This is a genomic window from Rhizobium sp. Rhizsp42, from assembly GCF_047304155.1.
Lineage (GTDB): Bacteria > Pseudomonadota > Alphaproteobacteria > Rhizobiales > Rhizobiaceae > Rhizobium.
In genome coordinates, this window is the sequence record NZ_JBGLYS010000015.1 from 26600 (window position 1) to 49532 (window position 22933).

General features: G+C 58.8%; 31 protein-coding genes and 1 pseudogene. 12 read left to right on the forward strand and 20 right to left on the reverse strand.

What is annotated here, in order from left to right:
- Positions 1-12 precede the first annotated feature (12 nt).
- On the reverse strand, positions 13-900 hold the full coding sequence (locus ACCD05_RS15840) for a LysR family transcriptional regulator (protein ID WP_413393845.1): 888 nt from the start codon (positions 898-900) through the stop codon (positions 13-15).
- 85 nt (positions 901-985) lie between these two features.
- Between ACCD05_RS15840 and ACCD05_RS15845 the strand changes: the two genes are divergently transcribed.
- Together ACCD05_RS15845 and ACCD05_RS15850 are read left to right on the forward strand one after the other, a co-directional pair.
- Positions 986-1192, forward strand: coding sequence for a helix-turn-helix domain-containing protein (locus ACCD05_RS15845; RefSeq protein ID WP_112950650.1), 207 nt, complete (start codon positions 986-988; stop codon positions 1190-1192).
- A 151-nt stretch (positions 1193-1343) separates the two neighbouring features.
- Positions 1344-1571, forward strand: coding sequence for a hypothetical protein (locus ACCD05_RS15850; protein ID WP_413393846.1), 228 nt, complete (start codon positions 1344-1346; stop codon positions 1569-1571).
- A gap of 1022 nt (positions 1572-2593) precedes the next feature.
- Here the strand turns inward: ACCD05_RS15850 and ACCD05_RS15855 are convergent.
- The 3 genes and pseudogenes from ACCD05_RS15855 to ACCD05_RS15865 form a co-directional block, all read right to left on the reverse strand.
- Positions 2594-2896: pseudogene (locus ACCD05_RS15855) on the reverse strand (N-acetyltransferase); the annotation flags it as partial.
- 45 nt (positions 2897-2941) lie between these two features.
- On the reverse strand, positions 2942-3232 hold the full coding sequence (locus ACCD05_RS15860; RefSeq protein ID WP_413393848.1) for a DUF1778 domain-containing protein: 291 nt from the start codon (positions 3230-3232) through the stop codon (positions 2942-2944).
- A gap of 542 nt (positions 3233-3774) precedes the next feature.
- Entirely contained in the window at positions 3775-4245 is a 471-nt protein-coding gene (locus ACCD05_RS15865; protein ID WP_413393850.1) for an Hsp20 family protein, read from the reverse strand.
- A 245-nt stretch (positions 4246-4490) separates the two neighbouring features.
- Here ACCD05_RS15865 and ACCD05_RS15870 point away from each other — a divergent pair, with 245 nt between their 5' ends.
- The 3 genes from ACCD05_RS15870 to ACCD05_RS15880 all read left to right on the forward strand — a co-directional run bounded on the left by ACCD05_RS15870 (position 4491) and on the right by ACCD05_RS15880 (position 5578).
- Positions 4491-4820, forward strand: coding sequence for a hypothetical protein (locus tag ACCD05_RS15870; protein WP_413393852.1), 330 nt, complete (start codon positions 4491-4493; stop codon positions 4818-4820).
- A complete protein-coding gene (locus tag ACCD05_RS15875) occupies positions 4817-5119 on the forward strand; it encodes a hypothetical protein (protein ID WP_413393854.1) in 303 nt (100 codons plus the stop codon). Before ACCD05_RS15870 ends, ACCD05_RS15875 begins: the two co-directional genes overlap by 4 nt.
- Positions 5120-5359: 240 nt before the next feature.
- Complete coding sequence (locus tag ACCD05_RS15880; protein ID WP_111565177.1) at positions 5360-5578, forward strand: hypothetical protein; 219 nt, start codon at positions 5360-5362, stop codon at positions 5576-5578.
- A gap of 142 nt (positions 5579-5720) precedes the next feature.
- On the opposite strand, the gene ACCD05_RS15885 is transcribed toward ACCD05_RS15880, so the two are convergent.
- A complete protein-coding gene (locus ACCD05_RS15885) occupies positions 5721-6965 on the reverse strand; it encodes an MFS transporter (RefSeq protein ID WP_413393856.1) in 1245 nt (414 codons plus the stop codon).
- 104 nt (positions 6966-7069) lie between these two features.
- Between ACCD05_RS15885 and ACCD05_RS15890 the strand changes: the two genes are divergently transcribed.
- Positions 7070-7510 carry a winged helix-turn-helix transcriptional regulator gene (locus ACCD05_RS15890; protein ID WP_112981142.1) on the forward strand — a complete coding sequence of 147 codons (441 nt, stop codon included), beginning with the start codon at positions 7070-7072 and terminating at the stop codon, positions 7508-7510.
- Positions 7511-8162: 652 nt separating this feature from the next.
- Here the strand turns inward: ACCD05_RS15890 and ACCD05_RS15895 are convergent.
- The gene (locus ACCD05_RS15895; protein WP_146618566.1) at positions 8163-8366 is read right to left on the reverse strand and encodes a hypothetical protein; all 204 of its coding nucleotides are present in this window, start codon (positions 8364-8366) and stop codon (positions 8163-8165) included.
- Positions 8367-8905: 539 nt separating this feature from the next.
- Here ACCD05_RS15895 and ACCD05_RS15900 point away from each other — a divergent pair.
- Positions 8906-9268 carry an ArsR/SmtB family transcription factor gene (locus tag ACCD05_RS15900; protein WP_413393858.1) on the forward strand — a complete coding sequence of 121 codons (363 nt, stop codon included), beginning with the start codon at positions 8906-8908 and terminating at the stop codon, positions 9266-9268.
- Complete coding sequence (gene arsK / locus ACCD05_RS15905) at positions 9261-10472, forward strand: arsenite efflux MFS transporter ArsK (protein ID WP_413393860.1); 1212 nt, start codon at positions 9261-9263, stop codon at positions 10470-10472. The genes ACCD05_RS15900 and arsK overlap by 8 nt, the downstream gene beginning before the upstream one ends.
- A 2-nt stretch (positions 10473-10474) precedes the next feature.
- Here the strand turns inward: arsK and arsH are convergent, their stop codons facing one another.
- From arsH to ACCD05_RS15960, 11 genes are all read right to left on the reverse strand, one after another.
- Positions 10475-11185, reverse strand: a complete 711-nt coding sequence (gene arsH, locus ACCD05_RS15910; protein ID WP_413393862.1) for an arsenical resistance protein ArsH — start codon at positions 11183-11185, stop codon at positions 10475-10477.
- Entirely contained in the window at positions 11178-11606 is a 429-nt protein-coding gene (gene arsC / locus ACCD05_RS15915) for an arsenate reductase (glutaredoxin) (RefSeq protein WP_413393864.1), read from the reverse strand. The genes arsH and arsC overlap by 8 nt, the downstream gene beginning before the upstream one ends.
- Positions 11603-12661, reverse strand: coding sequence for an ACR3 family arsenite efflux transporter (gene arsB / locus ACCD05_RS15920; protein WP_413393866.1), 1059 nt, complete (start codon positions 12659-12661; stop codon positions 11603-11605). The genes arsC and arsB overlap by 4 nt, the downstream gene beginning before the upstream one ends.
- A gap of 1 nt (position 12662) precedes the next feature.
- Positions 12663-13190 carry an arsenate reductase ArsC gene (locus ACCD05_RS15925; RefSeq protein WP_413393868.1) on the reverse strand — a complete coding sequence of 176 codons (528 nt, stop codon included), beginning with the start codon at positions 13188-13190 and terminating at the stop codon, positions 12663-12665.
- Positions 13187-13642: a GNAT family N-acetyltransferase gene (locus ACCD05_RS15930; RefSeq protein WP_413393870.1), complete on the reverse strand. Its 456-nt coding sequence runs from the start codon at positions 13640-13642 to the stop codon at positions 13187-13189. Before ACCD05_RS15930 ends, ACCD05_RS15925 begins: the two co-directional genes overlap by 4 nt.
- On the reverse strand, positions 13630-13992 hold the full coding sequence (locus ACCD05_RS15935; protein ID WP_111565187.1) for an ArsR/SmtB family transcription factor: 363 nt from the start codon (positions 13990-13992) through the stop codon (positions 13630-13632). The genes ACCD05_RS15930 and ACCD05_RS15935 overlap by 13 nt, the downstream gene beginning before the upstream one ends.
- 530 nt (positions 13993-14522) lie before the next feature.
- Entirely contained in the window at positions 14523-14999 is a 477-nt protein-coding gene (locus ACCD05_RS15940) for a DUF995 domain-containing protein (RefSeq protein ID WP_112436813.1), read from the reverse strand.
- Between the two features lie 221 nt (positions 15000-15220).
- Positions 15221-15601: a hypothetical protein gene (locus tag ACCD05_RS15945; protein WP_413393872.1), complete on the reverse strand. Its 381-nt coding sequence runs from the start codon at positions 15599-15601 to the stop codon at positions 15221-15223.
- Positions 15602-15617: 16 nt separating this feature from the next.
- Entirely contained in the window at positions 15618-15947 is a 330-nt protein-coding gene (locus ACCD05_RS15950; protein WP_413393874.1) for a hypothetical protein, read from the reverse strand.
- An 84-nt stretch (positions 15948-16031) separates the two neighbouring features.
- Positions 16032-17120 (reverse strand): helix-turn-helix transcriptional regulator, encoded by a 1089-nt coding sequence (locus ACCD05_RS15955; RefSeq protein ID WP_413393875.1) that lies wholly within the window; start codon positions 17118-17120, stop codon positions 16032-16034.
- A gap of 126 nt (positions 17121-17246) precedes the next feature.
- Positions 17247-18209: a hypothetical protein gene (locus tag ACCD05_RS15960; protein ID WP_413393877.1), complete on the reverse strand. Its 963-nt coding sequence runs from the start codon at positions 18207-18209 to the stop codon at positions 17247-17249.
- Between the two features lie 152 nt (positions 18210-18361).
- Here ACCD05_RS15960 and ACCD05_RS15965 point away from each other — a divergent pair, with 152 nt between their 5' ends.
- Both ACCD05_RS15965 and ACCD05_RS15970 read left to right on the forward strand, forming a co-directional pair.
- Positions 18362-18712 carry a potassium channel family protein gene (locus tag ACCD05_RS15965; RefSeq protein WP_413393879.1) on the forward strand — a complete coding sequence of 117 codons (351 nt, stop codon included), beginning with the start codon at positions 18362-18364 and terminating at the stop codon, positions 18710-18712.
- A 168-nt stretch (positions 18713-18880) separates the two neighbouring features.
- On the forward strand, positions 18881-19219 hold the full coding sequence (locus ACCD05_RS15970; RefSeq protein WP_162718173.1) for a hypothetical protein: 339 nt from the start codon (positions 18881-18883) through the stop codon (positions 19217-19219).
- Positions 19220-19232: 13 nt separating this feature from the next.
- Here ACCD05_RS15970 and ACCD05_RS15975 read toward each other — a convergent pair whose 3' ends face one another.
- Both ACCD05_RS15975 and ACCD05_RS15980 read right to left on the reverse strand, forming a co-directional pair.
- The gene (locus tag ACCD05_RS15975; RefSeq protein WP_413393881.1) at positions 19233-19547 is read right to left on the reverse strand and encodes a sensor histidine kinase; all 315 of its coding nucleotides are present in this window, start codon (positions 19545-19547) and stop codon (positions 19233-19235) included.
- A gap of 54 nt (positions 19548-19601) precedes the next feature.
- Complete coding sequence (locus tag ACCD05_RS15980) at positions 19602-20915, reverse strand: GAF domain-containing protein (protein ID WP_413394006.1); 1314 nt, start codon at positions 20913-20915, stop codon at positions 19602-19604.
- Positions 20916-21180: 265 nt separating this feature from the next.
- Here ACCD05_RS15980 and ACCD05_RS15985 point away from each other — a divergent pair, with 265 nt between their 5' ends.
- Both ACCD05_RS15985 and ACCD05_RS15990 read left to right on the forward strand, forming a co-directional pair.
- The gene (locus ACCD05_RS15985) at positions 21181-21927 is read left to right on the forward strand and encodes a Crp/Fnr family transcriptional regulator (protein WP_413393883.1); all 747 of its coding nucleotides are present in this window, start codon (positions 21181-21183) and stop codon (positions 21925-21927) included.
- Positions 21928-21948: 21 nt separating this feature from the next.
- The gene (locus ACCD05_RS15990) at positions 21949-22197 is read left to right on the forward strand and encodes a DUF6894 family protein (RefSeq protein WP_162718171.1); all 249 of its coding nucleotides are present in this window, start codon (positions 21949-21951) and stop codon (positions 22195-22197) included.
- Positions 22198-22623: 426 nt separating this feature from the next.
- On the opposite strand, the gene ACCD05_RS15995 is transcribed toward ACCD05_RS15990, so the two are convergent.
- Complete coding sequence (locus ACCD05_RS15995; protein WP_413393885.1) at positions 22624-22932, reverse strand: hypothetical protein; 309 nt, start codon at positions 22930-22932, stop codon at positions 22624-22626.
- Position 22933: the final 1 nt, after the last annotated feature.

Below are 22933 nucleotides of genomic sequence, written 5' to 3' on the forward strand. Positions count from 1 at the left end.
CGCCGCGACTGATTATCCTCGGCGCACCATCGACTTGGCGATCTCGACAATATCGTCTCGCGACGCCGTCGGATCCTCTTTCGACCAGGCAATGCCAAGCCCGATCTTAAAGTCGATTCCCCTCACCTTCTTGAGCACGAAACTGCGGTTCGGGATATCGGCTGTCCATTCTGGTGCGAAGCCGATGCCAAGACCGGAGGAGACGAGAGAGACCAGCGAATAGGTGTCGTCACAGCTATAGGCGACGTTCTTGGTCAGATCATACTCCTCGAACTTCTCATTGAAATACCGTTCGGTGTAGGAGAGGTTCTGCCGGTTGAAGGCAATGATTTTCTGATCGCGTAGGTCTTCGATGGAGATCTCATTGAGCGTAGCCAGAGGATTGGTCTCGGCAACAGCCAGCAGATAGCGTTCATGGGCAACCGAGAAGAAGCGCAGCGATCCGATGTTCTCGACCGGCCTGATAAAGCCGAGGTTCAATTGTCCGGTCTCCAGTCCGCGTATAATGTCCCCTGTGTTGCCTGAAGCAATGTGAATGCGGACGTCGGGAAACTTGCGGGCGATCTTGCCGAGGAAGAGGGGTAGCATGCCCATGGTGGCTGGATAGACGGTGCCTATCTTGATCTGGCGAATGCGACTGCCGCCGGCAGCCCGTGTCAGCTCGGTGGTCAGTTCCATCTCGCTGAGGATGCGAACGGCACGATCGTAGAAGGTCTCCCCTGCCCTCGTCAGCTCGACCCGCCGTGTGGAGCGAATGAACAACGGACAGCCAAGCTCCCTCTCCAGCGCCATGACATGATTGCTGAGCGCTGGCTGGGCGATATTCATCTTGATCGCAGCCCGACCGAAATGAAGCTCCTCGGCGACGGCTCGGAAAAGCGAAAGTTGGCGTAGCTCCACCTCTACCCCCAAAAGAAACAAATTGAAAGAGCGTTTGTAGAGTATACTCCGTGGAGAAATACTCCACAAGAATTTTCCTGTTAGAATGGAAATCCGGGAGATATTCGCGCGCAATTTGAGGCGGGCACGTCAGGCTCAAGGCCTGTCACAGGAGGATCTTGCGCATAAAGCTGAGATCGATCGGACCTATGTCAGCTCACTTGAGCGCGGGATATACAGTCCAACAATCGAGGTCGTTGAACGGCTCGCGATAGCGCTGGGTGTTGATACGGCTGACCTCATCCGACGATAATCACGCCCCCATACACTCGTTGCCACCAATCGTGACGGGTGCAACTACGCCGCGAACGCGTCGACTCGTTGGAATGCACCCCTCGCATTCTATGCACTTGGAAGGCCCTCGGCCCCCGCAGCCAGTTTCCATACCCTGAGGAGTTTGTCCTATGAAAGTCTACCCAGCCCGCGCCATCGCCACACGGAACCGCTTGCTACGGATGGCGAAGGTGGTGATGCAGAAGCACCACAGGGAATGCCCGGCCACCGATGACTTTACCGCCGACGATATCGTTCATGCCCGCGGCCTTGCTCACGCAAGTCCTGAAAGTGAACGCCTTTATCAAGATGATGTTTATTCGATCGTCGCTGCTCTGAGAGATATTGAAGCGATGTGACGATGAGAGCCATCAGAGGGGCGATGCCAATTCGCCGCAAACTCCGTCGCCTTGGAAATGACAATAGGCGGTCCGACTCCGGCCCCGCTGCGAGCGCGTTCTCCTCTTCGGCTACTCCACCGCAAGTGGGATGTCGGGAGCTCGGCCGATCGACCGGTCCCCGCAACCTGTGGGTAAGGCGAGAGCCTTTTCGATGGCCAGCCCCTACCTCGATGGCTGACTATGCGAAACGTTCGAAATGTTTCCTGCCGAGACAGATCAGAGACTTGCCGCAGATTGAAATTTGCCGGAATATGATGCAAGAGAGGCTCTTTCCAACAGACGAGATCTCATGGGTAAGGGAGGACAGGCCGTGGCAAAGCTTTCGAGCCTCATTGACGAGGGAAATCTTTCCGGCGCGGCGAGCATGTCTAAAACAGAGGCCCCCATCCAAGGGAACCAGCCTGTCAGCGACGAGCAGAGGACAACAGTTCGTGCTTAACCTCGACAACAAATACCAAGCCATGACATCGAACAATGATGCGGAAACCATTATGTGGCGGGTCCGCTGAATGCTCAGACCCAAACTCCTTTTAGCAGTGGGTATCGCAATTTACGCGTTGCTTTACTTACTGGCGGTCATTTGAGGCGGTGAGCAAAAATTTTCGGAAGCTCTGCGACTAACCCATTATTTCCGCGATCGAAGTCGCAATAGAGCGGCTTTAATTTGGCAATGCGTATGCAGCGAAAAGCTTCTTGGGAACGCGAGACGCGGAAGGATAAATCGAGCGCTAGGTAGTGTTTGACGCGCGATGTTCGAGGACGGCCGCGCGCGTTCTCCCGCGCGGCTTCACTTCCATTCAATTCACCTCTGCGGTCCGCGGTGGGATCTGTTTTCTCGCTGCCTAGGATCGGGCTAATCTTGCTTTCGCCATCAGGTGCGGCCCACCGGCTTAACACGGCTGCGCCCGACCCAGCGAAGATCCAACTAGCGAGCGAGGCGTGCACATCCTACCAAAACTGACCCCTTTGGTGTCATTGATCACGCATCCACGCTTAAGAGCACGTTTCACCAGACCTGTGCCGATGCCTCTCCCCGCCCATTCCATGTCCGTCGCAAGCTGGCCGAGGAGAAGACAGGGTACCGGATCGGCCGGTTGCCCGTTGCGGATCAAGCGCGGCAGGATCGCAGGAACGATGGCGGTCGGCGCCAAGCCGTGATCCCCGACGACGCGCCTGGCCTCCTGGACGACGAGAACCGCCGTGAAACCTTTCTCTTGATTGAAAAGCGCGCGCGTTTTCAGCCAATGATCCAGTGTCGGCTTGCCGCGGGAAAATTTGGAAATATCATGCGCCGCCGTAAGCGGCTATGGAGCCAATAATGCCACGGCTTATTGCTTCGGCTTGTAACCGGCTTCCCATGGAGCGGGCCGCTTGGCCAGTTCAACCATCTCGGGAACAGGAGCCGCCGACAGGGACAAGATACCCATGAAATCCGCGAAGCTTTCCGGGCTCATACGGATGGGCCCCTCATCCATAATGATTTCTTTTGCGGCGCGCACAGCCGCCTCCCGCACGAAATCCGTTCGTGTGCGTCCGCGCAGGCTTCCCCGATCATCGCGACGTCTGCTAGGCAGGCGCATCGAGCTCGGGTATTCCTTGCGTTCGACAGTGGCGGCCATGGCTTATCCTCCTTCGCGAGGAAAATAGCGACTTGTAGCGCGAAACGCCAATACGACCGTACAAAACCCGTTCACAGCCGCATTGGCAGCGGGGCCTGAAGTAAAGAAGGTTGGAGCGGGTCTCAACCTGCGACCTTCAGGTTCTGAGAAATCGCGACCGGGTTCGATGTAGAGGTAGGCGCCTGCATCCAAAGCCGGGCGCGATCCTCGACATTCCCATTCCGCACTTCACAAGCGTCTGGGCGTACGGAAAATTCAGAGGCAATAAATAGGCCTGAACCGCGTCGGCGCAATTAGATGGACGGAAATAGCACACCGCGCAGAAGGAGACGGAACTGAAAGCCACCGAAGAACTGATCGGGGACGTCGTCAGGGCCGCGTCGAGCCATGCGTTCGCGGGATCGCACACGCGGGTGTCGGATAACCGATCATCGGTCTGGTCAAGACCTAGTCGGCCGACCTCGACGGACCCGGGTAACCGGGTTGCGGGCGAGCTTGAAGCGGAGGCGCCGACGCGGGGCGCCTCTGCTACCCTATATACCCTAAGCGGCCTGCTTTTCGCCTTCGATCTGGATCGGGGCGACAGACGCCTCGCCGCCGATGGCGATCTTGCGCGGCTTCATGGCCTCTGGAATTTCACGCTTCAACTCGATGCTGAGCAGTCCATTCTTGAGGCTTGCGTTCTCGACACGAACATGGTCGGCGAGTTCGAAGCGGCGCTCGAACGCGCGGGCCGCAATGCCGCGATGCAGGTATTCGCCCGTGTTCGGTTCTTCGGCCTTCTGCGCCTTCACGACGAGCACGTTGCGCTCCTGCGTGATGTCGAGATCATTTTCACCAAAGCCGGCGACCGCCATCTGGATGCGATAGCCGTCCTCCGCTGTCTTGAGGATGTCGTAGGGCGGCCACGTCTCGACGGCCTGCAGCCGCTGGGAGTTGGCGAGCAGGTTGAAGACGCGGTCAAAGCCAATGCTGGACCGGAACAGGGGTGCGAAGTCGAATTCGTTTCTCATGACCAAATCCTCCGTAAAGCGAGTTGGAAAAGACGCGGAAACCAGCGTCCACGCCACTTGTCGGCCCCTCCTTGGCGACCGACGCAAAATGATCTGGTTTTGCGTTTTTTTGGTTTCAAGAGCGGTGTTCAAATTTTTTTCGCAAGCTTCGCTCGTCCATCTTGAACACCGGAAATGGACGAACAATCTCATCTGGTACCTCAAGATTTTCACACCATTGCTGAAGGTTTTCAGGAGACAAGACAATGACGATCGAAAGGAACCAATTCGGGAACTCGGCCGGCCGCGACGCCATCTCCGCGGGACGAATTTTTCAAAGGCGGCAGCGCTACGACCACCCACGCGACGTGCTCGCAACGGCGCTCGACCATGAGGAAAAGCGGGCGATCCTGGCCTCGTGGGCCTCCGACCTATTCGCTGTCGACTCGCGTCCACACTTGAGGAAACCTCCGGGCTTCCTTCGTCCCATTCGCTGCCAGGACATCCTCAACGCGCTGCGCTGTCTCGACGAAGGTGAAGACCTGGCTGGAGGCGAAACCCTCAGTGGGCGATCACGGCCGAGGAGAAGATCATGACCACGAGGAGCAAGGAGCTTCCCCGTCTCAGTGACGTTGAAGCATGCCAAGCCGGCGGGCAGATGATGGTTGCCTCGCGCTACGCCGAATGCCTGCACCGGCTGGCGAGACAGGCGAGTTATCTCAATCTTCAAGAGCTTGCAAAGAGGTTGACCGATGTGGCTGACCTCATCGAGGAAATGGCGGTCGACTTCGTCGTGGACAAGCGTGGCGGGATCATGCTCCGGAAGGCCAGCGGGCTGATCGGCACGGTGGAGGCGGCGGTGGGTAGAGCGGCACGGCGGGCGACGCTTCACTGAGTTCCGTGATGTTCAGGTCGTGCCGAGAGCCAATTTGGGTCCGAGCACGCCAGACTGCCTCATCCGCCACCGAAGGGCGGGGTCGATCCATGTGTCGAAAAACATCAGTCCCGTGAGACCGCCAAGATGGTCGAGAAGGGCCGAGCGGTTATCGCGAGGATAATGCTGGAGCGAGCTTGAAATTCTCGAGGCCCCGACCATTTATGGCGTCGCATCCGCGCAGTGCTAAGGAACAATTTCATGACATTTCAATTGAATAGGACATTTGGCTCCGAGGAGCTCAAGGTAATCGAAGCGGTCCTTGTTGGCTGGTGCGGCGAGCATCAGGTTGATCCGACGTCGGCGGACGGCGTCCTTGCTGGCGCGGTGCTTGTCAGCCTTTTTCAGGCCGGCAACATCACTATCCCAGAGCTGGAAAAGGCGGCACGGAAGCACAAATGGCTGTCTGAGTTCCGTTGACGCGTTCATCCGTCAACACAAATTGCGAGCAAGACAGTGGAAACAGCATCGGGAGTACAATTTGCACGCCGCACAGTGTTATTGCTCGCCTTATCCAATGGGTCGTCTCTACACCGAACCCTCGTTTCAGACATTCGAGCCATTAGTCGTGGCGACATCCGGCCAGGCGGTTCGTCAGATCCGCGCGCGTTGAAAAGCAGCTCGCGGTCCACGCCAGGAGCGCAATACCACTGAAAGCTCCTCCCAAGACGCAAATTCCCGGCCAGCCGTACCGCGCGTGGGTCGCGGTAGCGGTGATCGCACCGACAGCGCTGCCGACCGAGTAGAAGACCATGTAGCCGCCAATCAGGCGCCCGCTCTTTCGCGGATGCAGGCTCACGACGACGCTGAGATTGCCCACATGGACAGCCTGCACCGCCAGGTCGAGCAGGAACACGCCCATCAACAACAGTATGACTGAGCTGGGCAGGAAAGCGATCAGGCCCCAGGATGCCAGCAGGAGTGCCAGGGAAATCCCGGTCGTCCATCGACCATGGCCTCTATCGGCAAGTCTTCCGGCGCACGTCGCTCCAATCGCCCCCGCCAGTCCGACCAATCCAAAAAGACCTATCAAGGTATGGGAGTAGGAAAATGGCGGAGCGCTGAGCGGAAGCACCAACGCGGTCCAGAATGTGCTGAAGGATGCGAAGATCAGTAGCGCGAGAACGCCACGAAACAGCAGGGCCCGCTCACGCAGAAATGTGTGCGGAACCGAAAGGAGAGCGTTGAGATACGTTTCCGGATGGCGTTCGACCTCTTGCCGTGGCAGCGCCCTGACCAGGATACCGACCATCGCGATCGTGAGCAGCGCGGAAGTCAGATAGACCGTCCGCCATCCACCGTGGTCGGCGATCGTGCCGGCAACGGATCGCGCGGCGAGGATGCCGGTGACGACGCCGCTGGTGACCGTGCCGACCACGCCGCCGCGTTGAGTCGGCGTCGCCAACGCCGCGGCATGTGCAACGAGTGTCTGGACGAGAACCGCCAACAATCCGACCGCCCCCATACCGGCAAGCAGTGTCGTTCTCGCTCCAGCCGTCGCGACGACGACAAGAGCGATAGCCGAGAGCAGTCCCTGGACGATGATAAGCTTTCGGCGGTCGACGAGGTCGCCGATCGGTACGATAAAGATCAAGCCCAACCCATATCCGACCTGCGTCAAAGTGACGACAAGACCGATGCTGGAAGGCGAAATGCCGAGGTCGTTCGACATCAGATCAAGCAGGGGTTGGGCGTAATAGATATTGGCCACGCTCATGCCTGCTGCAGCCGCGACCAACAGCGTTTGCGCTCTCGACAGCCCTCGGGCCACGCCCCTATTCGCGGCATTCGCGGTATTTTCGCTCATCGGCGGCTCCTCGTGATCTCAACTCGGTCCGATGTTGAAACCACTTGGCTCACATCGAATCTAGTTCTAAAATAGAACCAGATTCGAAATCGAGGTCGGTATCTATGGTGAAACGGGTTAGCCTTTGGAATGCCGGCTGCCCTGTTGCGCGATCTCTTGATGCAATTGGCGACTGGTGGTCGCTTCTGATCATTCGCGACGCATTCGATGGCAAGCGGCGTTTTGGCGAGTTCCAGAACGGGCTCGGCATAAGCAAGGGGGTATTGTCGACCCGATTGCGCGACCTTACGAAGCGAGGAATTTTCGAGACCGTGCCTGCCTCGGATGGTACCGCGTACCGCGAATACATCCTCACGGAAAAAGGGCGCGGTCTGTTCCCGGTTATCGTTGCGCTGCGCCAATGGGGTGAAGATCACCTGTTCGCCGAAGGGGAGGCTCGTTCATCGCTGGTGGACAGACAAGGACATGCGCCAGTCGCTCGGCTTGAGGTGCGGGCCGCCGATGGTCGCTCCCTTCACTGGAGAGACACTCAAGTGATAGGCTGATGGCTCTCGATGCGACCATCATCCGCGACGGCCGTTCCAATGAAGATAACACGGGTCCCTTGATTTAAGTCTTCCCGCCTCCCTTTCCGGGAGCGCCCGGCTTTCCACCGGCACCACCTGACCCGCCCTTCCCAGGATTTTGACCCTTACCAGGCTTACCTGGTTTCCCTGGCGCACCAGGCAATCCAGCCTTTGGAACTTCCGTCATATTCATGCTCCTCTACATCGGAAATTAGACCTCGGGGATGAGAATTTGGCGACAAACGGCGTTTGGCGTTGTTGGACCAATCGCCTTTTGCCGTCGCGTTGATCGATCGGCCCCAAGATCAGTGTAGCGACGTGATCGCGAATTCATGAATCGTGCCTTCGGGTCGACGTAGCGCGAATTCACTGAGCAACCTGAGGGCTTTTTCAACAACGTCGTCGCCACGAAGTGGGTCTGCCGCCACCTCTTCACAGCATCCTGCTAGTCGAACACTGAGTGCCAGCAGCGACTGGCAAACTGGATCGCAATCACGCTCAGCGACACGTGCGGAAATCCGTAGCCTATGAGCAAGTGCCCTGAGGATGGCCGTCCTCTCTTCGACAGACATACTCTCGAACGGTGGTGGGGTAGTCATAAAATTCTCCCACGCGTATTTTCGGGTACTGATCAGGCGTGCTTTTCCGGCCCACGCCGCAAATCACTCATCGAGTAAACCTTGGTGTGGACGCGTTCACCGGCGGGCACACCGCTAATTGCAAACTTATGCAGCCTGCTTTGTGCTGGTGGAGGATTGGAGATTTTCGCGTATGTCGTGACGGCTTGAAGACCAAAAATCGTTGGCGCGACATAGTTGCTCGAACTGGCACTCATCATAGGTACTCCTACCTTTAGGCAAGAGCACATGGAATCTCCCAATCGGCTCTGCCCGGAAGAATAGGCCGACAGCGAACCTTACGCTCTATTATGCTAATCGCCTAATCTTTAATGAGCCATTCGACATGATGAGTTCTAGGCGTCTCGGTGTCGGTTCAAGCCGCAATTGAACCGCCCCGGAAAAGTCCCCCTGAACTTCATCGAATACTCGCGATCTCAATAGGTCTTCCCCGGTTGGGAGATGCCGACGCTCACGGGGGATGTTACCGCCACGCAGTTTCAAGGAATTACAGAAGCTTTCCTCGCGAATGACCGCGGTGGCGCTTCTGGGCCATGGCTGTAGTCGGCCGATACTGGCGAAAACCGAGGCCCAAAGCGGTCGCTCGGTCCACGCCCTCCTGGCTCGATGCGCAGCACGGGCCGGAAACGGCGATAATGCGTTAGAACTGTTCTCGGCATGTCGTGAGCCGCCAAAACACTATTGACATCGATGTCGTCTCGGACAATCAATTCAAAGCTTCAATGAATGTTGAATTATGGATGAACGTCAAGTCGTCGCGTTGTTCGCGGCATTGTCGCAGGAGACCCGTCTAAGGGTCATTCGCACCCTTGTTGTTGCCGGCCCCGAGGGCATGGCGGCAGGCACGATCGCGCGGAAGATGGGCGTCTCCCCGTCGAACATTTCCTTCCATCTCAAGGAGCTTGAGCGCTCCGGATTGATCGCTAGGAGGCGGGTATCCCGCTCGATCGTCTACAACGCCAACTACGATGCGCTGTCGGGATTGGTGACCTATCTCATGCATGATTGCTGCGCTGGTCATCCTCGCGTCCCCGGAGTTTCCGAAGCCGAGCAGGCTTGCCGCGGCGATGAAACGTCGGAAGCGGACCGGGATGCCTGAAGCCAGGAACGCGATTTCTCTCGCGGCCATATCCGCCCTCGGCCTCACACAGATCATCGGCTACGGGACGCTCTACTATTCGTTCTCCATTCTTGCGCCCGCCATGGCCAAGGATTTGGGCATCTCGCTGGAGCAGGTGTTCGGTGTCTTTTCCGCTTCGCTTCTGGTGGGCGGGCTTTCGGCTCCGGTCATTGGGAGGCAAATGGACAGGATCGGTGCGGCGACCGTTCTGACCGTCGGCTCGCTGCTCTGCGCCCTGACGCTGGCACTCTGTTCATGGTCGCCATCCGTCGCCGTGTTCGCGCTCGCCATCGTCCTGCTGGAGATATCCTCGGGGATGGTCCAGTATCAAGCGGCTTTCGCGGCGCTCGTGGAAAGCGATCCGAGGACGGCTTCCCGAAGCATCACCTATCTGACGCTCATTGGCGGCTTCGCCTCCACGATCTTTTGGCCGATCTCAGCCGCGTTGATGGGCTACTTGTCGTGGCGGGAGATCTATCTGGCATTCGCGGCGCTCAATCTGCTCGTGTGCATGCCACTGCATTTCTGGATAATGCGGAAGGGAAAGGCGGCAAACGCCAACCGAGCAACTCGTGAACGCGCGCGGGTAATCGGAGCGATCCCACAGGAAGGACGGCGCGGCGCGATGATCGTCGTGTCCACCGCTTTCGCGCTCCTGGGCTTCACGCTGACATCCATTTTGGCGCACATGGTTCCCATGCTCGGCAATCTCGGTCTCGGCACTGCCGCGGTCGTGATCGGATCCGTATTCGGTCCGGCACAGGTTCTGAGCCGCCTGATCAACATGATCTTCGGCACGCGCCTATCGCCGCCCGTGCTCGCCGTCATCTCCGCTGCGCTCATGGTGATCGGTATCGTCATCCTGGGCTTGAGCGGAAGCTGGCTGCCCGGCGCCGTGGCGTTTGCCATATGCCTCGGCCTGGGATCGGGGATCAATTCCATCGCGCAAGGCAGCCTGCCGCTCCATCTGTTCGGCAGCGATGGCTATGGCGCGATCACGGGCAAGATGGCGGCGGCGCGGCTCGCACTGGGAGCCGCCGCACCTTTTGTCTTCGCGATGGAGATGGAGCAGTTCGGGATCGGCGTTTCCCTATTCGCCACCGCAGCTCTTGGAACCGTTGGCATGGCCGCCTTTGTCGGCGTGGCCATGGCGACGAAACGGAGCCTCCTCGCCTCTGGCTAAATTCAGATCGACTTCAACCGCACGCGCTGTTCTAGCTTGGCCGCGTCTTCCTTCCGTTCGCTATAGCGGTCGGTGAGATAGGACGAGGCGTCGCGGGTCAGCAGCGTGAACTTCACCAGTTCCTCGCAGACGTCGACAACCCGGTCGTAATAGGACGATGGCTTCATCCGACCGTCAGCGTCGAACTCCTGATAGGCCTTGGCAACGGAGGACTGGTTGGGGATCGTGATCATCCGCATCCACCGTCCGAGGATGCGGAGCTGGCCGACGGCGTTAAACGATTGCGAGCCGCCCGACACCTGCATCACCGCGAGCGTCTTCCCCTGTGTCGGCCGCACTGAGCCGACAGCAAGCGGAATCCAGTCGATCTGGGACTTCATCACGCCAGTCATCGCCCCGTGGCGCTCCGGGCTAACCCATACCTGACCCTCGGACCATTCGGACAGCTCCCGGAGTTCCTGAACCTTGGGATGGCTGGCGGGCGCGTCGTCGGGCAAGGGGAGCCCCTTGGGATCGAAGACCCGGACCTCGCATCCGAGATGTTCCAGCAGGCGGCGGGACTCGTTGGCGAGCAGCCGACTGTAGGAGACCTCCCGGATCGATCCATACAGGATCAGGATACGTGGCTTGTGGGTCGAGAACGGCGGACGAAGGGCATCGAGATCGGGTTGGCGTAGATGTCGCTCTTCAAGCGCTGGGAATGCTTCAGACAATGGGTTTTCCTTTCTCGTCGAGGACCTTCTCGCCGTCTTCCTTGACGAACGCTCCCTTGTGAGTGTCCGGCAAGATATCGAGGACGGTCTCGGACGGACGGCTCAAGCGGGTGCCGAGTGGCGTGACGACGAACGGACGGTTGATCAGGATCGGATCCCTGAGCATGGCGTCAAGCAACTGATCGTCGGTTAGGTCCGGATTGTCGAGGCCGAGTTCCTCGTAGGGTGTTCCCTTTTCCCGGATCGCCTCGCGTACCGTCAGACCAGCGTCGGCGATCATCCTCGCGAGTTCTGATCGGGATGGCGGCGTCTTGAGGTATTCTATTGCGTTCGGCTCAATGCCAGCATTTCGGATCAATTCGAGCGTGTTCCGCGACGTCCCGCAGGTGGGATTGTGGTAGATCGTGACATCCATGATCATGTCCTTTCGGTGACCGTATTTCGGGAGACGGCGGGCGCGGCCTCGTACCAGGCCTTGGTTCGGTTCACGATCCAGACCACCGACAGCATCACCGGAACCTCGATGAGGACGCCGACGACGGTGGCGAGCGCCGCGCCGGACTGGAAGCCGAACAGGCTAATCGCGGCGGCAACGGCGAGTTCGAAGAAATTGCTGGCTCCGATTAGGGCGGACGGTCCGGCGACGCAATGCTTCTCGCCCGACATTCGGTTCAATAGATAGGCCAGGCCCGAATTGAAGTAGACCTGGATCAGGATCGGCACAGCGAGAAGACCAATGACGGCGGGCTGCGCGATTATCTGCTCGCCTTGGAAGCCGAAGAGCAGGATCAGGGTGGCAAGCAGCGCCAGCAGGGAAAGCGGCTGGAGCTTCGCCAACAACCCGTCGAGGGAGCGGGTCGTCCCGTCGGCGGTCAGGCGCTTTCGGACGATCCGCGAGATGGCGAGCGGGATAAGGATGTAGAGGATCACCGAGATCGTCAGCGTGTCCCAAGGGACGGTGATCGCCGACAGGCCGAGGAGCAGGCCGACGATGGGAGCGAAGGCGACGATCATGATGGCGTCGTTGAGCGCGACCTGTGATAGCGTGAAGTGTGGCTCGCCACGGGTCAGGTTGCTCCAGACAAAGACCATCGCGGTGCACGGGGCGGCCGCCAGGATGATCAGGCCCGCGATATAGGAATCGATCTGCTCTACAGGCAATAGAGGGCGGAACAGCCAGCCCACGAACAGCCAGCCGAGTAGCGCCATCGAGAACGGCTTCACCGCCCAATTCACGAAGAGCGTCACGCCGATGCCACGCCAGTAGCTTCCGACCTTCGCCAGCGAGACGAAGTCGATCTTCAGCAGCATCGGGATGACCATCAGCCAGATCAGCACGGCGACCGGAATGTTCACCCTGGCGACCTCGGCGGTGCCGATGACGTGGAAGACGCTTGGCATCACATGTCCAAGCGCGATGCCGACCACGATGCAGAGGAAGACCCAGACGGTCAGGTAGCGTTCGAAGGTGGACATATCAGTCGGCCTTCGCGGGTTTGACGGAAGCACCTTCGAGCGAGCCGATCTGGCGGACATGCTGTTCCAGCGCCAGGCGGTCGATGGAGGCCAGCGGCAGATTGATGAAGGCGGTTATGCGGTTCTTGAGAAAGCGAGCGGCCCGCGCGAAGGCGCGCTGGATTGCGATTTCGCTTCCCGTAAGGGCGGCCGGGTCTTCGACGCCCCGGTGCGCGGTCATCGGGTGGCCGATCCATACCGGGCAGGCTTCGCCAGCCGCGCTGTCACGGACGGTGAAGATGAAATCCATCTCAGGTGCTCCGGGTTCAGCGAAGACATCCCAGCTTTTCGAGGACAAGCCCGTTGACGGATAGCCGCGTGTTTCAAGTTCCTTCAGCGCATGCGGGTTCACTTCGCCCTTGGGCTGGCTGCCCGCGGAGAAGGCCCTGAAGCGTCCGGCGCCTTCCTTGTTGAGGATGGACTCGGCGAGAATGGAGCGTGCGGAATTGCCCGTGCACAGGAAGAGCACGTTATAGGTCTTGTCGGTCATGGTCGCGTTCCGTGTTCGGTCGGTGGCCTGTTCAGTCTCATGATGGGCGCCGATGCCAGGCAGATGCCCGAGAGCTGACGGGTGGAAAGAATTGGTTCCGGCACGCTGCCGGGGGTCACGGCTTCGAAGCCCAGCGCCGCGAAGAACGCCGACGCTGTTGTGGTCGCAAGATAGATCTCGGCTGCCGATGGCGTGCGGGCAATCGTCGCCATGGCCAACTCGCGCCCGTATCCTCGCGATCTGAATTCCGGGAGGATCACCATGGAGCGGAGAAGGAAATCCGGTCCACATTCCTCCAGCCCCGAGTAGCCGATCAGCACGCCGTCACGATCCAGGCATTCGAAGTATTGCCGTCCCGGATCGGCGAGGTCGTCAACTGGAAGTCCAGCGGTAACGAGCGCCATCCTGAGGTCGATCTCCGCGGGGATAAGCCGAAGCGTCAGTTCACGCATGTCCCCGGTCCTCCCGGCGCGCGGCACGGCGTCAGATCGGCAATCAGTGGCGCGCAAAGCTCCGCGCTTCCACCGCAGCAGTCCTTGAGTAGGAAAAGGGTTAGGGCGCGAAAGCCCTCGAGATCCGCCCGATAGATTATGGAGCGGCTCTGTCTCTCGCTCTTCACGATTCCGGCTCGTGACATGGTAGCGAGATGCGCCGACATCGTATTTTGCGGCACGTCCATTATGCGTGCGAGTTCACCAGCCGGAATGCCATCCGGCTCGGATTTGACAAGCAGGCGGAAGGTTTCGAGCCTTGTCGTCTGCGCGAGGGCGGCTAGCGCCGCGATAGCATTCTTTGATTCCATATATCCAGAATAATGGATATATGGCTTTGGTCAAGCCATTGCGTTAGGACACTGATCTGTCTTCGGCCGGGCTGACCTGCCTTTTCCCAGAAAGTCCGACGTGCAGACAAGACCATAACCCCACTGTCGGCATGCAGCGTTCCACCCATGGCGGCAAGGACAATTTTTCGTCAGAGCAGGTCATGCAGTTTCTTGCGTTCAAGGTCGATAGGGAGAGATAATCTGAGTGCAAACGGGTTGGTGCGCTCCACCTGGGCCCTCTCGGACCCGGGAGCGTTTTCATTCACAACACGTCACTAACAATCCGGCGTCGGAACGACCGGCTCATACGGCTAAAAGCATATCGATATGGCGCCGACATTGATCGGTCGCCCGGACACCGGCTCCTCTGCCGATGTCCGGTCCGATAATAGAGGGATCAATCTGTTCTTGGGGACATCAGCTTGAATGGCAGGGGCGATGCCTCGAGCTCCGCCCGGTGTCGTAACCAGAGTTTGACGGTCACAGCGTCAGGCCACTCGCCTCGTCCGCTAGTTCTTCGAAAGCTTGACCTTTAGGGCTTCGATGTTCTTGGAAATCGTATCACCATTAGAGAAGTTCGGCGTAAACTTGGTCCACTTGCTGCCCTTGCTGGGTTCGGAACGGTAAAGAACGTTCGGCCTCGCGGCATCGCGTGCCAAAAGCTGACATTCGCTTGAATGGTTGGTGCCCCAAGCTCCAGCCCATTGGTCGGACACGCAAAGTTTTCCGTCGGAGGCCGACCACGTGCCTTCAGCATGAGACGGTCCGTTTCCGGTGTATCCAAGCATCTTGCCATCAGCGGCGAGGTACCACGAGATGGGTTCTTTCTCGCCCTTGTGGCCCTTCTCGGTGAAATTGTATGTTTTGCCCGCGAACATTTCCTTGATTTCGGCCGCTGGAATGGGCGTCGATTTGTGCGGCACCGCCTGACCGAGCGCGACCGCTGGGAACGCCGCGAGGACTGCGATAGTCGTCAAAGCACGCATGCTACCCTCCTGTTGTGCCTGTGAGGTTTCGTGGTTCAAGGGGTCTGGGATGCTGCCTTGGGCCATCGCCCGGCCCAGGTATCGGCAGCTCCACCGGACATAGAACCCTAGCGAAGCAGAGCGGGGACGCATCTATCATTTGATATATGCGATTTCTAAAGACACGCACCGCCCCGGTGCGCAGGACGGTGTCTTCCCGACCGACCTCCGGATTATGCCGTTCACCAGGAGTTGTTGCCGAGATCGCGCTTTCCTCTGGTGACGTGAACGGATTGAGGCCCGGTCTTGCTCCACGTCTCGCAAATCTCCTGCCCCGCGTCGCGGCCGCCCTTCCACGTCCGGCAGAACTTGTTTCCCGCCACATGCCAAATGCCCTCAATCGGGATCACCTCCCCGCTTTGTAGCTTGACTTCGCCATTCGCGGTTCCGTCCTTCGAGACCGACAGGTGTCCAGTGTAGCCGTCCTTCGGCCCACCCAATGTCAACTCCTTGCCATTTGCCAGAAGAACGGTGAGTTCCTTGGTTGTCATCGACGAAGCCGCCAAGGCTTGGCTGGACAGCGTGATGGTGAGAAGAGCCAGTGCGGTTGCATGTCTGATCATCGTGCTTCTCCTCGGATCAATGGGTGAGCGGCTTCGCTTCAGTGAGCGCCTCCGGTCTTCTTACTGCGTATTGACGGTCGCACTCGGCGTAGCATTCCGCTCGATATCGTTCGGACCGGGCGTTGCAGTCCGCTCTCGGATTGATCGAGACGCAGTGGACGAGAGTCTCGTGCACGGTCTCGTCACAGACGTCGGACTTGCAGAAGCGGGCGCTCTGCGCGGCGGCCCAGTTGGCGCCGAGCAGGACGATCACAGCCGCGGCCGCCACGCAGGAGCGGTACTGGACGCGGCGGGCGGGAGAGACGGAAAGCGCGACATTTCGGTCCCCGCGAAACAGACCTGGCATCGGCCCCTCCCATCGACACGGTAAAGGCTACGGTGGCAGCTGAGGCGGCGCATCTATCATTCGATATAATCCGAAAGGTGGCGATCAGCCGCCGTATCTGGCGAGGCCGAGCACAAGCCGGGCGAGATCGATCTGCCGCCTGGATCCGGTCTTGTCATAGACCGCGTGAAGTTGTGAACGGATCGTGCCGACAGAGGTGTCGCGCGACTTTGCGATGTCCTCCACGCTTCGACCGGAACCGATCTCCTTCGCGACGTCCGCCTCGGCTGGAGTCAGGTCGTACAATCCGGCCAGGATGCCATCGTCGACCTTCGCCTCCTTCAAGACTGGCGTCACGGCCAGCAGAAGGTCGGCGGCGTTGAAGATGTCGTTGGCGGCGCCCCTTATCGGAAGGGCATGGACGACCATTGCCCGGTGTTCTTCGCTCGCAGCGATCGGGAAGGAGCCGCCCAGTCTGGCTGCATGCGATTCCAGCAGCGTCGACCAGCGCTGGTCGGCTGATTTCTGAACGACGACCAGACGATGCCTAGCATCTCTGACGACGTCGGGGATCAATCGAGCGAAACTTTCGTTCGCGACGACAAGACGACCGTTCTTCAGAGCGGCCGCCCAGATGCCCAAAGCCCCCATGGAGTCGACCGTGGACTTGATCTGCTCGAACTTCAGCCGGGAAGCCAAGAGAGCGGCGCGGGCAAGATGGGGACGGATTTCGGTCAACATCGAGGTCACTTCAGGCGGAAGGGGTCCTTCCTCGAAGCTCCGGTGCACGGACAGCTTGATCTGGTCGCCCGACGGGGACATGATGCCCGTCCCTGCGTGCCAGAAGCACCCCATGGGCTTCATGAAGCCCTGATAGTATTCGCTGTCCTGCATTTCCTCGATCGACATGATCTCGGTATCCATGAGAAACCGCGGCTCGTTGAAGCGACGACTGCGTTCCTCGCTCAGGAGGTATGGGTTGCGTGCACCCCAGTTGTCCCTGACATACGCTTCGACCTTCGGGATGCCGGAGTCGTTGGCGATCCACCGGAAGTCGCCGTCAGGCGACATCGCCATCAATACGCCGTCGCGCGCGTGACTTCGTCTGGCCAACTGGTCGAGGAGCCCCGTCCCCTTCCACAACTCCGGGACGATTGCCGCTTCATAGATTGTGTCGATAAAACCGAGCTCCATTGGCCACCCCTACGGCACCATAGCATGGGGACGATATATTCGAACTAGCTAAATGATTGTAAGCGGGTGAAATCATGATCCATTCACCCCGTCCGGGATGGACGGCCTGATAAGCATCATTCGGTCTTACTGAGCATTCGCCCGTCCAAGCCGTTCCGAAATTCTTCGGGTGAAATCGAAAGCCGCATTTTCCGCTGCCGCCCGGAGGTCGCCATCGGAGCTGTCCAAGCTTCCAGCCCAGATCACCGCACTGTCGCTCTGCCGGGTCAGGCGTGCAGACAGTCGGTAGGTGCGGCCATCCTTGCGCACGATGCCGCTTAGAACATATTGCGCTTCCTGGATGCCAGCTACATCGACCACCCGAACCGTTAAGTTGCCTCGCGAGACCAGATGAAGGATAAGCTCGTCCCTGAAGTCGAGCGTCGACGAGCTGGCGGCTTTAGTTTCGCTGACTGAATCGGCGAATTGCGCGGCGACCAGGACCGTCGGCTTTTGGATGTGCTTAGCTTCTTCCGAGACCGAGCTTGACTGAGCGAACATCCCCGCCATGATGACAGCCACCGCGAATACCGTCCCGGCAGCAAGAGCGATAGTCCTGCCGCGCTTCTCCAAACTTCCCCATCCCGTAATGGAAGATGAGATCGTCCCTGCAGTGGCGTCGGCAGGTGCGATGTCGCCTTCCACCTGGCCTTCGGTCTCGGTTGCGACGGGAGGTGCGGCATGCAAGCCCGCCCTTAGACTGAACGCCGGCCGATATCCGCCTTTTGGTATTGTGATCTCTACCTCGTCACCTCTGCCATGCAGCAGGTAATAGCGCTCGAGCGAGCGTCGGAGCACTCCCGCCTCGAACCGAACAAGAGGATCATTCTGGGGGTCGAAACTGGCGCCCCTACCGAACACGGCAGTCGCAAGCGTGTAAGCCTTCAGGTAGTCGCTCCGCCCGGCAAGGGTCTCCTCGACGACAAACTTGAGCAACGCCGCTCCGCGGTGCTGAAGCTCGCTGCTTGCAAGAACGAGATCAAGCTGAGTTCTGACCTGCTCTAGTGTCGGTCTTTCCGATATCTGCGGTTTCTGCTGCGTGCTGATCATGCTTGCCCCAACCGCGACAGACCTAGCTTCGCTGCAATAAGAGAGCACACTTTGAAACCGCCGAATAGTACGTTATCAGACGAAGCGTTGATGCGCTGCTTTCATGACGGCTCACGGGAGACGCGCAGGCGGCCTTGATCGAGGAGGTAGCCATGTCCCTGCGGCCGTCGTCCACCCAGAATTCAAGACGCATGAGACGCCTCTTCTTCAGCGCGCTCTTCAGTCAACTTCGGCTTTTGTGGCCAATATTCTCTGGCATTCTCGTGGTAATGGTCGGGTGCGGCCTCGTCATCGGGCGCATGGAAGGGTGGAGCATAGGCGACTCTCTGTACTTCACGTTTGTGACAGGACTAACCATAGGGTACGGCGATCTGACGCCCAAAACAGGGATCGCTCGGATTCTTGCGATGATTGTCGGCCTTTCCGGGATCGTCGTTACCGGGCTTGTGGCCGCAGTCAGCGTCCAGGCTCTAAGGAGCACGAGCGAAAGCAACGAGTTGTAATTCGAAAATTATTCATCCCTTAACGAAGAAGACGAATTGAGCCCGCTGATGATCCAGCATGGGTGCTGACAAACCGCACAAGAATGCCACGTTGATGCTTTGCATGCGAGCGCAGGCTGGAGCACTGCCTCAGCTTCCGACAGCACCCGATGAACCTGTGTGATGCAAATGAACGCCTACATTGTCTTCAGGATGGAACAACTTCCCGCGCCAGCAGTCCTGATCGGCGCTGATGACCTGATCATATTTGCGAACACCAGCGCGCAGGAAATCTTGCTCGACATCGATGTCACCGACATGCCTGCCGAGAGCTTCTTTTGTGACTGGAAACGCTGCCGTCTGCTGCGAACCAATCCCGAGACGAAGACGGTGGAAGTGTTTTTGCGAAATGGACAGTATCAGTTAATGTCCGCCGCGCTGTTCGACACGAAGCTTCACCGGAGACCTGTATCCGGTGTCGTTCTGATGCCCGCGAGCCGAGGAACTAACGGCTCATCGGCATCCTGAAGGTGAAGCAGGTTTACGTGTGGTCGGAGAACACGTCTATAGTGCCTCCGTGGGCCTTTGCGATCTCAAGCGCGATGAACAGACCAAGGCCCAGTCCCCCGTGGGATGCCTCTCCGCGCTTGAAGGGAAGGAAAAGCTTCTCGATGGCATCCGCAGGAATGGGTCTGCCACCATTCCGGACGCTGATTTCGAGCCCCATTGGGCCGTGCCGTCCTGTTATTTCCACAGGTTGATCGTCCGCCCCATGATTGACGGCGTTGGATACCAGGTTCGAAAACAACTGTGCAATCCTCAGACGATCAACGGTCGAAGCCCGTGGGAAGTCCAAGGCAAGGCGAATGTCGCGTTGTGGATGCGCGGCACGAATTTCCTCAACAACGATCTACAGCGTCTCGACCAGATTGGTCTCCTGCAGATCCAGCGATATGCCGCCGCCGAGGCGCGCCCGCGCTAGATCCATGATGTTGTCAACGAGACCGCTCATTCGCGAGATGCTTGCTTTCATCAGATTAAGAATGAGCGGAGTGCGGTCGGTCCATCCTTCCTTCAAAAGCCTACTAGTTCCCGCATCGATCGCCGCCACCGGATTTCGCAGATCGTGGCCAAGGACGGCGATGAACTGTTCGCGAAGTTCCGACAGCTCGCGCTCCCGTTCGAGCGATGCCTGCGTGGCACTCAATCGGTCGCTGGCATCCAGACGATGCGCGATCAGTTCCGCGAAAAGCCGGAACGTGCCTATTACCTGCGGATTGTCGACTTTTGCGGGTTTCGGATCAATGGCGCACAGGGTTCCCCAGAAGGTCCCGTCGGCCCGGATAATCGGCATGGAGATGTAGCTCCGCAGCCCATAGATGCGGGGGGTGTGGTGATCCCTGTATCGATGGTCGGCAGCGGCATCGTCGAATACGATCGGCTGGCGGTGGTCTCGAATCTCGTCGCAGAGCGTGCTTTCGACGGGGAGTTCGTCGCCGGGCTTCAAGCCAAAGCCGACATTGTCTAGCGCACTGCAGGTGATCCAGCGGTTCTCGGTGACGCGAGCGATGGCAGCAAATCCCATCCCCGTCCTTCTGAGCGCGACATCCAGCATGGTGGGAACGGCTGCGATCCCCGCGACAGTGTCAATGTCGGCTTGAAAGTCTCCCCGCGGCGTCTCGCGGCCTCCCTCTTGCTTCGGCATCGTAGAGAACCTGATGTGTTCGACCGCGGTGAGTGCGGCCTCTGTGAGTGCCTCGAGCGTTTCGACTTCCCACTGTGTCGGTTGGTATGGCCGCGACCAGTAGGCGCTTATAGCGCCGACAACTTCCTTGCGGATTGGGGCCATTGCAACAGCTCGCACGAAGGTGCCTGCGTAGAGCTCGTACGGAATCCTATCATCGCGACGGACGTCGGGGACGACGACGGTTTGCCTGTTGATCATCGACCAGCCAGAGATGAAGGCCACCGCAGGAAATTTCTGCCCTTTCCAGAGAGGGGCGATCGCGTCCTCCTCAACGTAATGACAGCGGTCGCCCTCAAGGCGGATCACTGCGATTCCCTCGCATCCTATTAGGGAGCGTGCGCTGGCGCGGATGGTCGCTACGATTTCGTCGATGTTGCGCGCACGCGAGATAGCGGATGTCGCCCGCGTGAGATTGGCAAGCGGCGTCCTTGTTTCGGGCTGGTAGTCATCAGTGCCATTATCGGGTAACGAGACGATGGCCTCATTTCAGATCCCGAATTTCGCACAGACTGGCGGATTTTGAAAGGACTTGGCACCGCTAGAAAGCATCCACCTTCACGGGAGCTCGTGGCGACTTGAGGACATGTGGCGGGGCCACATTCTCCTGAAGCTCTGCCTTGAACGAGTCCGAACTTACGGTGTCCAAGCCGCTTCGGAAAGAGAACTCCAACGGATGAAAAATATTGGTGCCCGCGAAACCTTGGGCCGGGGAAATGCGTTCTCGCGACCGAGGAGGTCGGCCATGTCCACACAGATACGAAACGCAATCCTTTCGTCGCTTCCACGCCGTGAGCTGATCGCTCTGGAGCCGCTCATGGAGAGAGTGCCGTTAGGCCAGGGGCGGATCATCGAGGCGCCGAGAAAGGACATCGAAAGCGTCTGGTTCATGGAGGAAGGCCTCGCCTCGATCTCCATCGAGTCCGAACAATACAAGAGCGTCGAGGTCGGCATGGTGGGGTATGAAGGATGCGTAGGCTGCCCGGTTCTGAATGGCGTGCGGCAGGCGCTGACGAAGACGATCATCCAGATTTCTGGAACCGCGTGGCGGATCGACGCGGATGATTTCATGCAGATAATGAAGTCCTGTCGGCAATTGGAAGCCTGCTGTCGCCATTTCCATCAGGCTCTTGTCTGGCAAATGGCGGGCACCGCTCTTTCCAATGCGCGCGGCCACATCGAACAGCGTCTCGCGCGATGGCTTCTCATGTGCCAGGATCGGATCGGTGGCCAGGACATACACATCACTCAAGACTATCTTGCCGCTATACTCGGCGTTCGGCGACCAGGTGTGACTAATGCCCTGCACATACTCGAAGGCGAAGGGTTAGTGCGCTCCACTAGGGTGAATATCGAGATGCGGGACCGACAGCGCCTCGAAGCGTTCGCCGGAAGTTTTTACGGGGATGCCGAGAGCCTGAGGCGCGATCCAGTTGCGAACGGTGCACTACGGAGGAACACCGAGGGAACTTTCCCAAGCCCCCATGGTTAGATCGGACGCAGGGAGTCGCCAATGTCCCGATACTACTTCAACGTCCGACATCAGGACTGCGTGCTCCCTGATCCGGACGGGTCGGAATGGCCATCCCTCGAAGATGCTCGCAAGGAGGCCGTGGAGGCCCTGCTAGATCTCGTGGCAAACAGTATAGCGGCCCGATCAAGCCGTATTCCTTTAGGGGTGGACGTCGCCGACGACCATGGCTCCGTTTTATTGACCGTCGTTCTCCGCGATGTGCTTCCCCCGGCCCTGCAGCGAACTTAAAAGACAGTCTAGTCCGACTGGTCCCGCGCCGATCGCCATCCCGTTTGCGACAAGCTGTTGTTGCAAACGCGAACCTTCTTCTTCGGCGTGCAGATCCAATGGGCTTGCACTGATCCTCCCCATTCGATTCTCGTCATGGAACGATGATCTTGGCGTGTGAACTCTGAACCGGGGGGCCGATGCGAGACAAAAAACTCCGTGAGATTGAAAAAATCGCCAGCACGATCAGAGAGCTTGCGGTTCCAGGCTTGAAACCGAAGCTCCTGATCCAGTCCGTCAAGGATCGCCATCCAAAAGCTTCGAGGAAGAAAATTGCGCGGGCGGCGTTTCTGAGCGTCATCCTATCAGCAATTTTGATCCCGGCGGATACCCAAGCCTTACACGACCTCGCGATCAAGACAAGTGACGATGACGAGAATCCGAGAGTTAGTGGAACCTGGGTGGCGCGATCCGAGAGGCGCTGATCCCGTCAAGAACGGCTATCAGTTCCGCGAACTCGACCAGGATCTCAAGCAGCTCCGGGGTCTGCATCGACGCAATCTCGACGGTGGAACCGCTGACCCAAGCGATGAGCGTATCAATCCAGAAGTGTTTGTCAGGAGGCACGCCGTGAAGCGCCGTGGAGTGATATGCCTGAAGCTGTTGGAGAATGCGCTCGATCAGGCCATGACGGCTTCGTTGATCAAGACGGGACAAAACAAGGCACGAATCAAGGATTTCCGTGGCCAAACTCATC

What these genes read in the sequence shown, in the direction of transcription:
- ACCD05_RS15845 (WP_112950650.1), top strand. Translation starts at nt 986, where the DNA reads ATGGAAATCCGGGAGATATTCGCGCGCAATTTGAGGCGGGCACGTCAG.
- ACCD05_RS15850 (WP_413393846.1), top strand. Translation starts at nt 1,344, where the DNA reads ATGAAAGTCTACCCAGCCCGCGCCATCGCCACACGGAACCGCTTGCTA.
- ACCD05_RS15860 (WP_413393848.1), bottom strand. Translation starts at nt 3,232, where the DNA reads ATGGCCGCCACTGTCGAACGCAAGGAATACCCGAGCTCGATGCGCCTG.
- ACCD05_RS15865 (WP_413393850.1), bottom strand. Translation starts at nt 4,245, where the DNA reads ATGAGAAACGAATTCGACTTCGCACCCCTGTTCCGGTCCAGCATTGGC.
- ACCD05_RS15870 (WP_413393852.1), top strand. Translation starts at nt 4,491, where the DNA reads ATGACGATCGAAAGGAACCAATTCGGGAACTCGGCCGGCCGCGACGCC.
- ACCD05_RS15875 (WP_413393854.1), top strand. Translation starts at nt 4,817, where the DNA reads ATGACCACGAGGAGCAAGGAGCTTCCCCGTCTCAGTGACGTTGAAGCA.
- ACCD05_RS15880 (WP_111565177.1), top strand. Translation starts at nt 5,360, where the DNA reads ATGACATTTCAATTGAATAGGACATTTGGCTCCGAGGAGCTCAAGGTA.
- ACCD05_RS15885 (WP_413393856.1), bottom strand. Translation starts at nt 6,965, where the DNA reads ATGAGCGAAAATACCGCGAATGCCGCGAATAGGGGCGTGGCCCGAGGG.
- ACCD05_RS15890 (WP_112981142.1), top strand. Translation starts at nt 7,070, where the DNA reads ATGGTGAAACGGGTTAGCCTTTGGAATGCCGGCTGCCCTGTTGCGCGA.
- ACCD05_RS15895 (WP_146618566.1), bottom strand. Translation starts at nt 8,366, where the DNA reads ATGAGTGCCAGTTCGAGCAACTATGTCGCGCCAACGATTTTTGGTCTT.
- ACCD05_RS15900 (WP_413393858.1), top strand. Translation starts at nt 8,906, where the DNA reads ATGGATGAACGTCAAGTCGTCGCGTTGTTCGCGGCATTGTCGCAGGAG.
- arsK (WP_413393860.1), top strand. Translation starts at nt 9,261, where the DNA reads ATGCCTGAAGCCAGGAACGCGATTTCTCTCGCGGCCATATCCGCCCTC.
- arsC (WP_413393864.1), bottom strand. Translation starts at nt 11,606, where the DNA reads ATGATCATGGATGTCACGATCTACCACAATCCCACCTGCGGGACGTCG.
- arsB (WP_413393866.1), bottom strand. Translation starts at nt 12,661, where the DNA reads ATGTCCACCTTCGAACGCTACCTGACCGTCTGGGTCTTCCTCTGCATC.
- ACCD05_RS15925 (WP_413393868.1), bottom strand. Translation starts at nt 13,190, where the DNA reads ATGACCGACAAGACCTATAACGTGCTCTTCCTGTGCACGGGCAATTCC.
- ACCD05_RS15930 (WP_413393870.1), bottom strand. Translation starts at nt 13,642, where the DNA reads ATGCGTGAACTGACGCTTCGGCTTATCCCCGCGGAGATCGACCTCAGG.
- ACCD05_RS15935 (WP_111565187.1), bottom strand. Translation starts at nt 13,992, where the DNA reads ATGGAATCAAAGAATGCTATCGCGGCGCTAGCCGCCCTCGCGCAGACG.
- ACCD05_RS15940 (WP_112436813.1), bottom strand. Translation starts at nt 14,999, where the DNA reads ATGCGTGCTTTGACGACTATCGCAGTCCTCGCGGCGTTCCCAGCGGTC.
- ACCD05_RS15945 (WP_413393872.1), bottom strand. Translation starts at nt 15,601, where the DNA reads ATGATCAGACATGCAACCGCACTGGCTCTTCTCACCATCACGCTGTCC.
- ACCD05_RS15950 (WP_413393874.1), bottom strand. Translation starts at nt 15,947, where the DNA reads ATGCCAGGTCTGTTTCGCGGGGACCGAAATGTCGCGCTTTCCGTCTCT.
- ACCD05_RS15955 (WP_413393875.1), bottom strand. Translation starts at nt 17,120, where the DNA reads ATGGAGCTCGGTTTTATCGACACAATCTATGAAGCGGCAATCGTCCCG.
- ACCD05_RS15960 (WP_413393877.1), bottom strand. Translation starts at nt 18,209, where the DNA reads ATGATCAGCACGCAGCAGAAACCGCAGATATCGGAAAGACCGACACTA.
- ACCD05_RS15965 (WP_413393879.1), top strand. Translation starts at nt 18,362, where the DNA reads ATGTCCCTGCGGCCGTCGTCCACCCAGAATTCAAGACGCATGAGACGC.
- ACCD05_RS15970 (WP_162718173.1), top strand. Translation starts at nt 18,881, where the DNA reads ATGAACGCCTACATTGTCTTCAGGATGGAACAACTTCCCGCGCCAGCA.
- ACCD05_RS15985 (WP_413393883.1), top strand. Translation starts at nt 21,181, where the DNA reads ATGTCCACACAGATACGAAACGCAATCCTTTCGTCGCTTCCACGCCGT.
- ACCD05_RS15990 (WP_162718171.1), top strand. Translation starts at nt 21,949, where the DNA reads ATGTCCCGATACTACTTCAACGTCCGACATCAGGACTGCGTGCTCCCT.
- ACCD05_RS15995 (WP_413393885.1), bottom strand. Translation starts at nt 22,932, where the DNA reads ATGAGTTTGGCCACGGAAATCCTTGATTCGTGCCTTGTTTTGTCCCGT.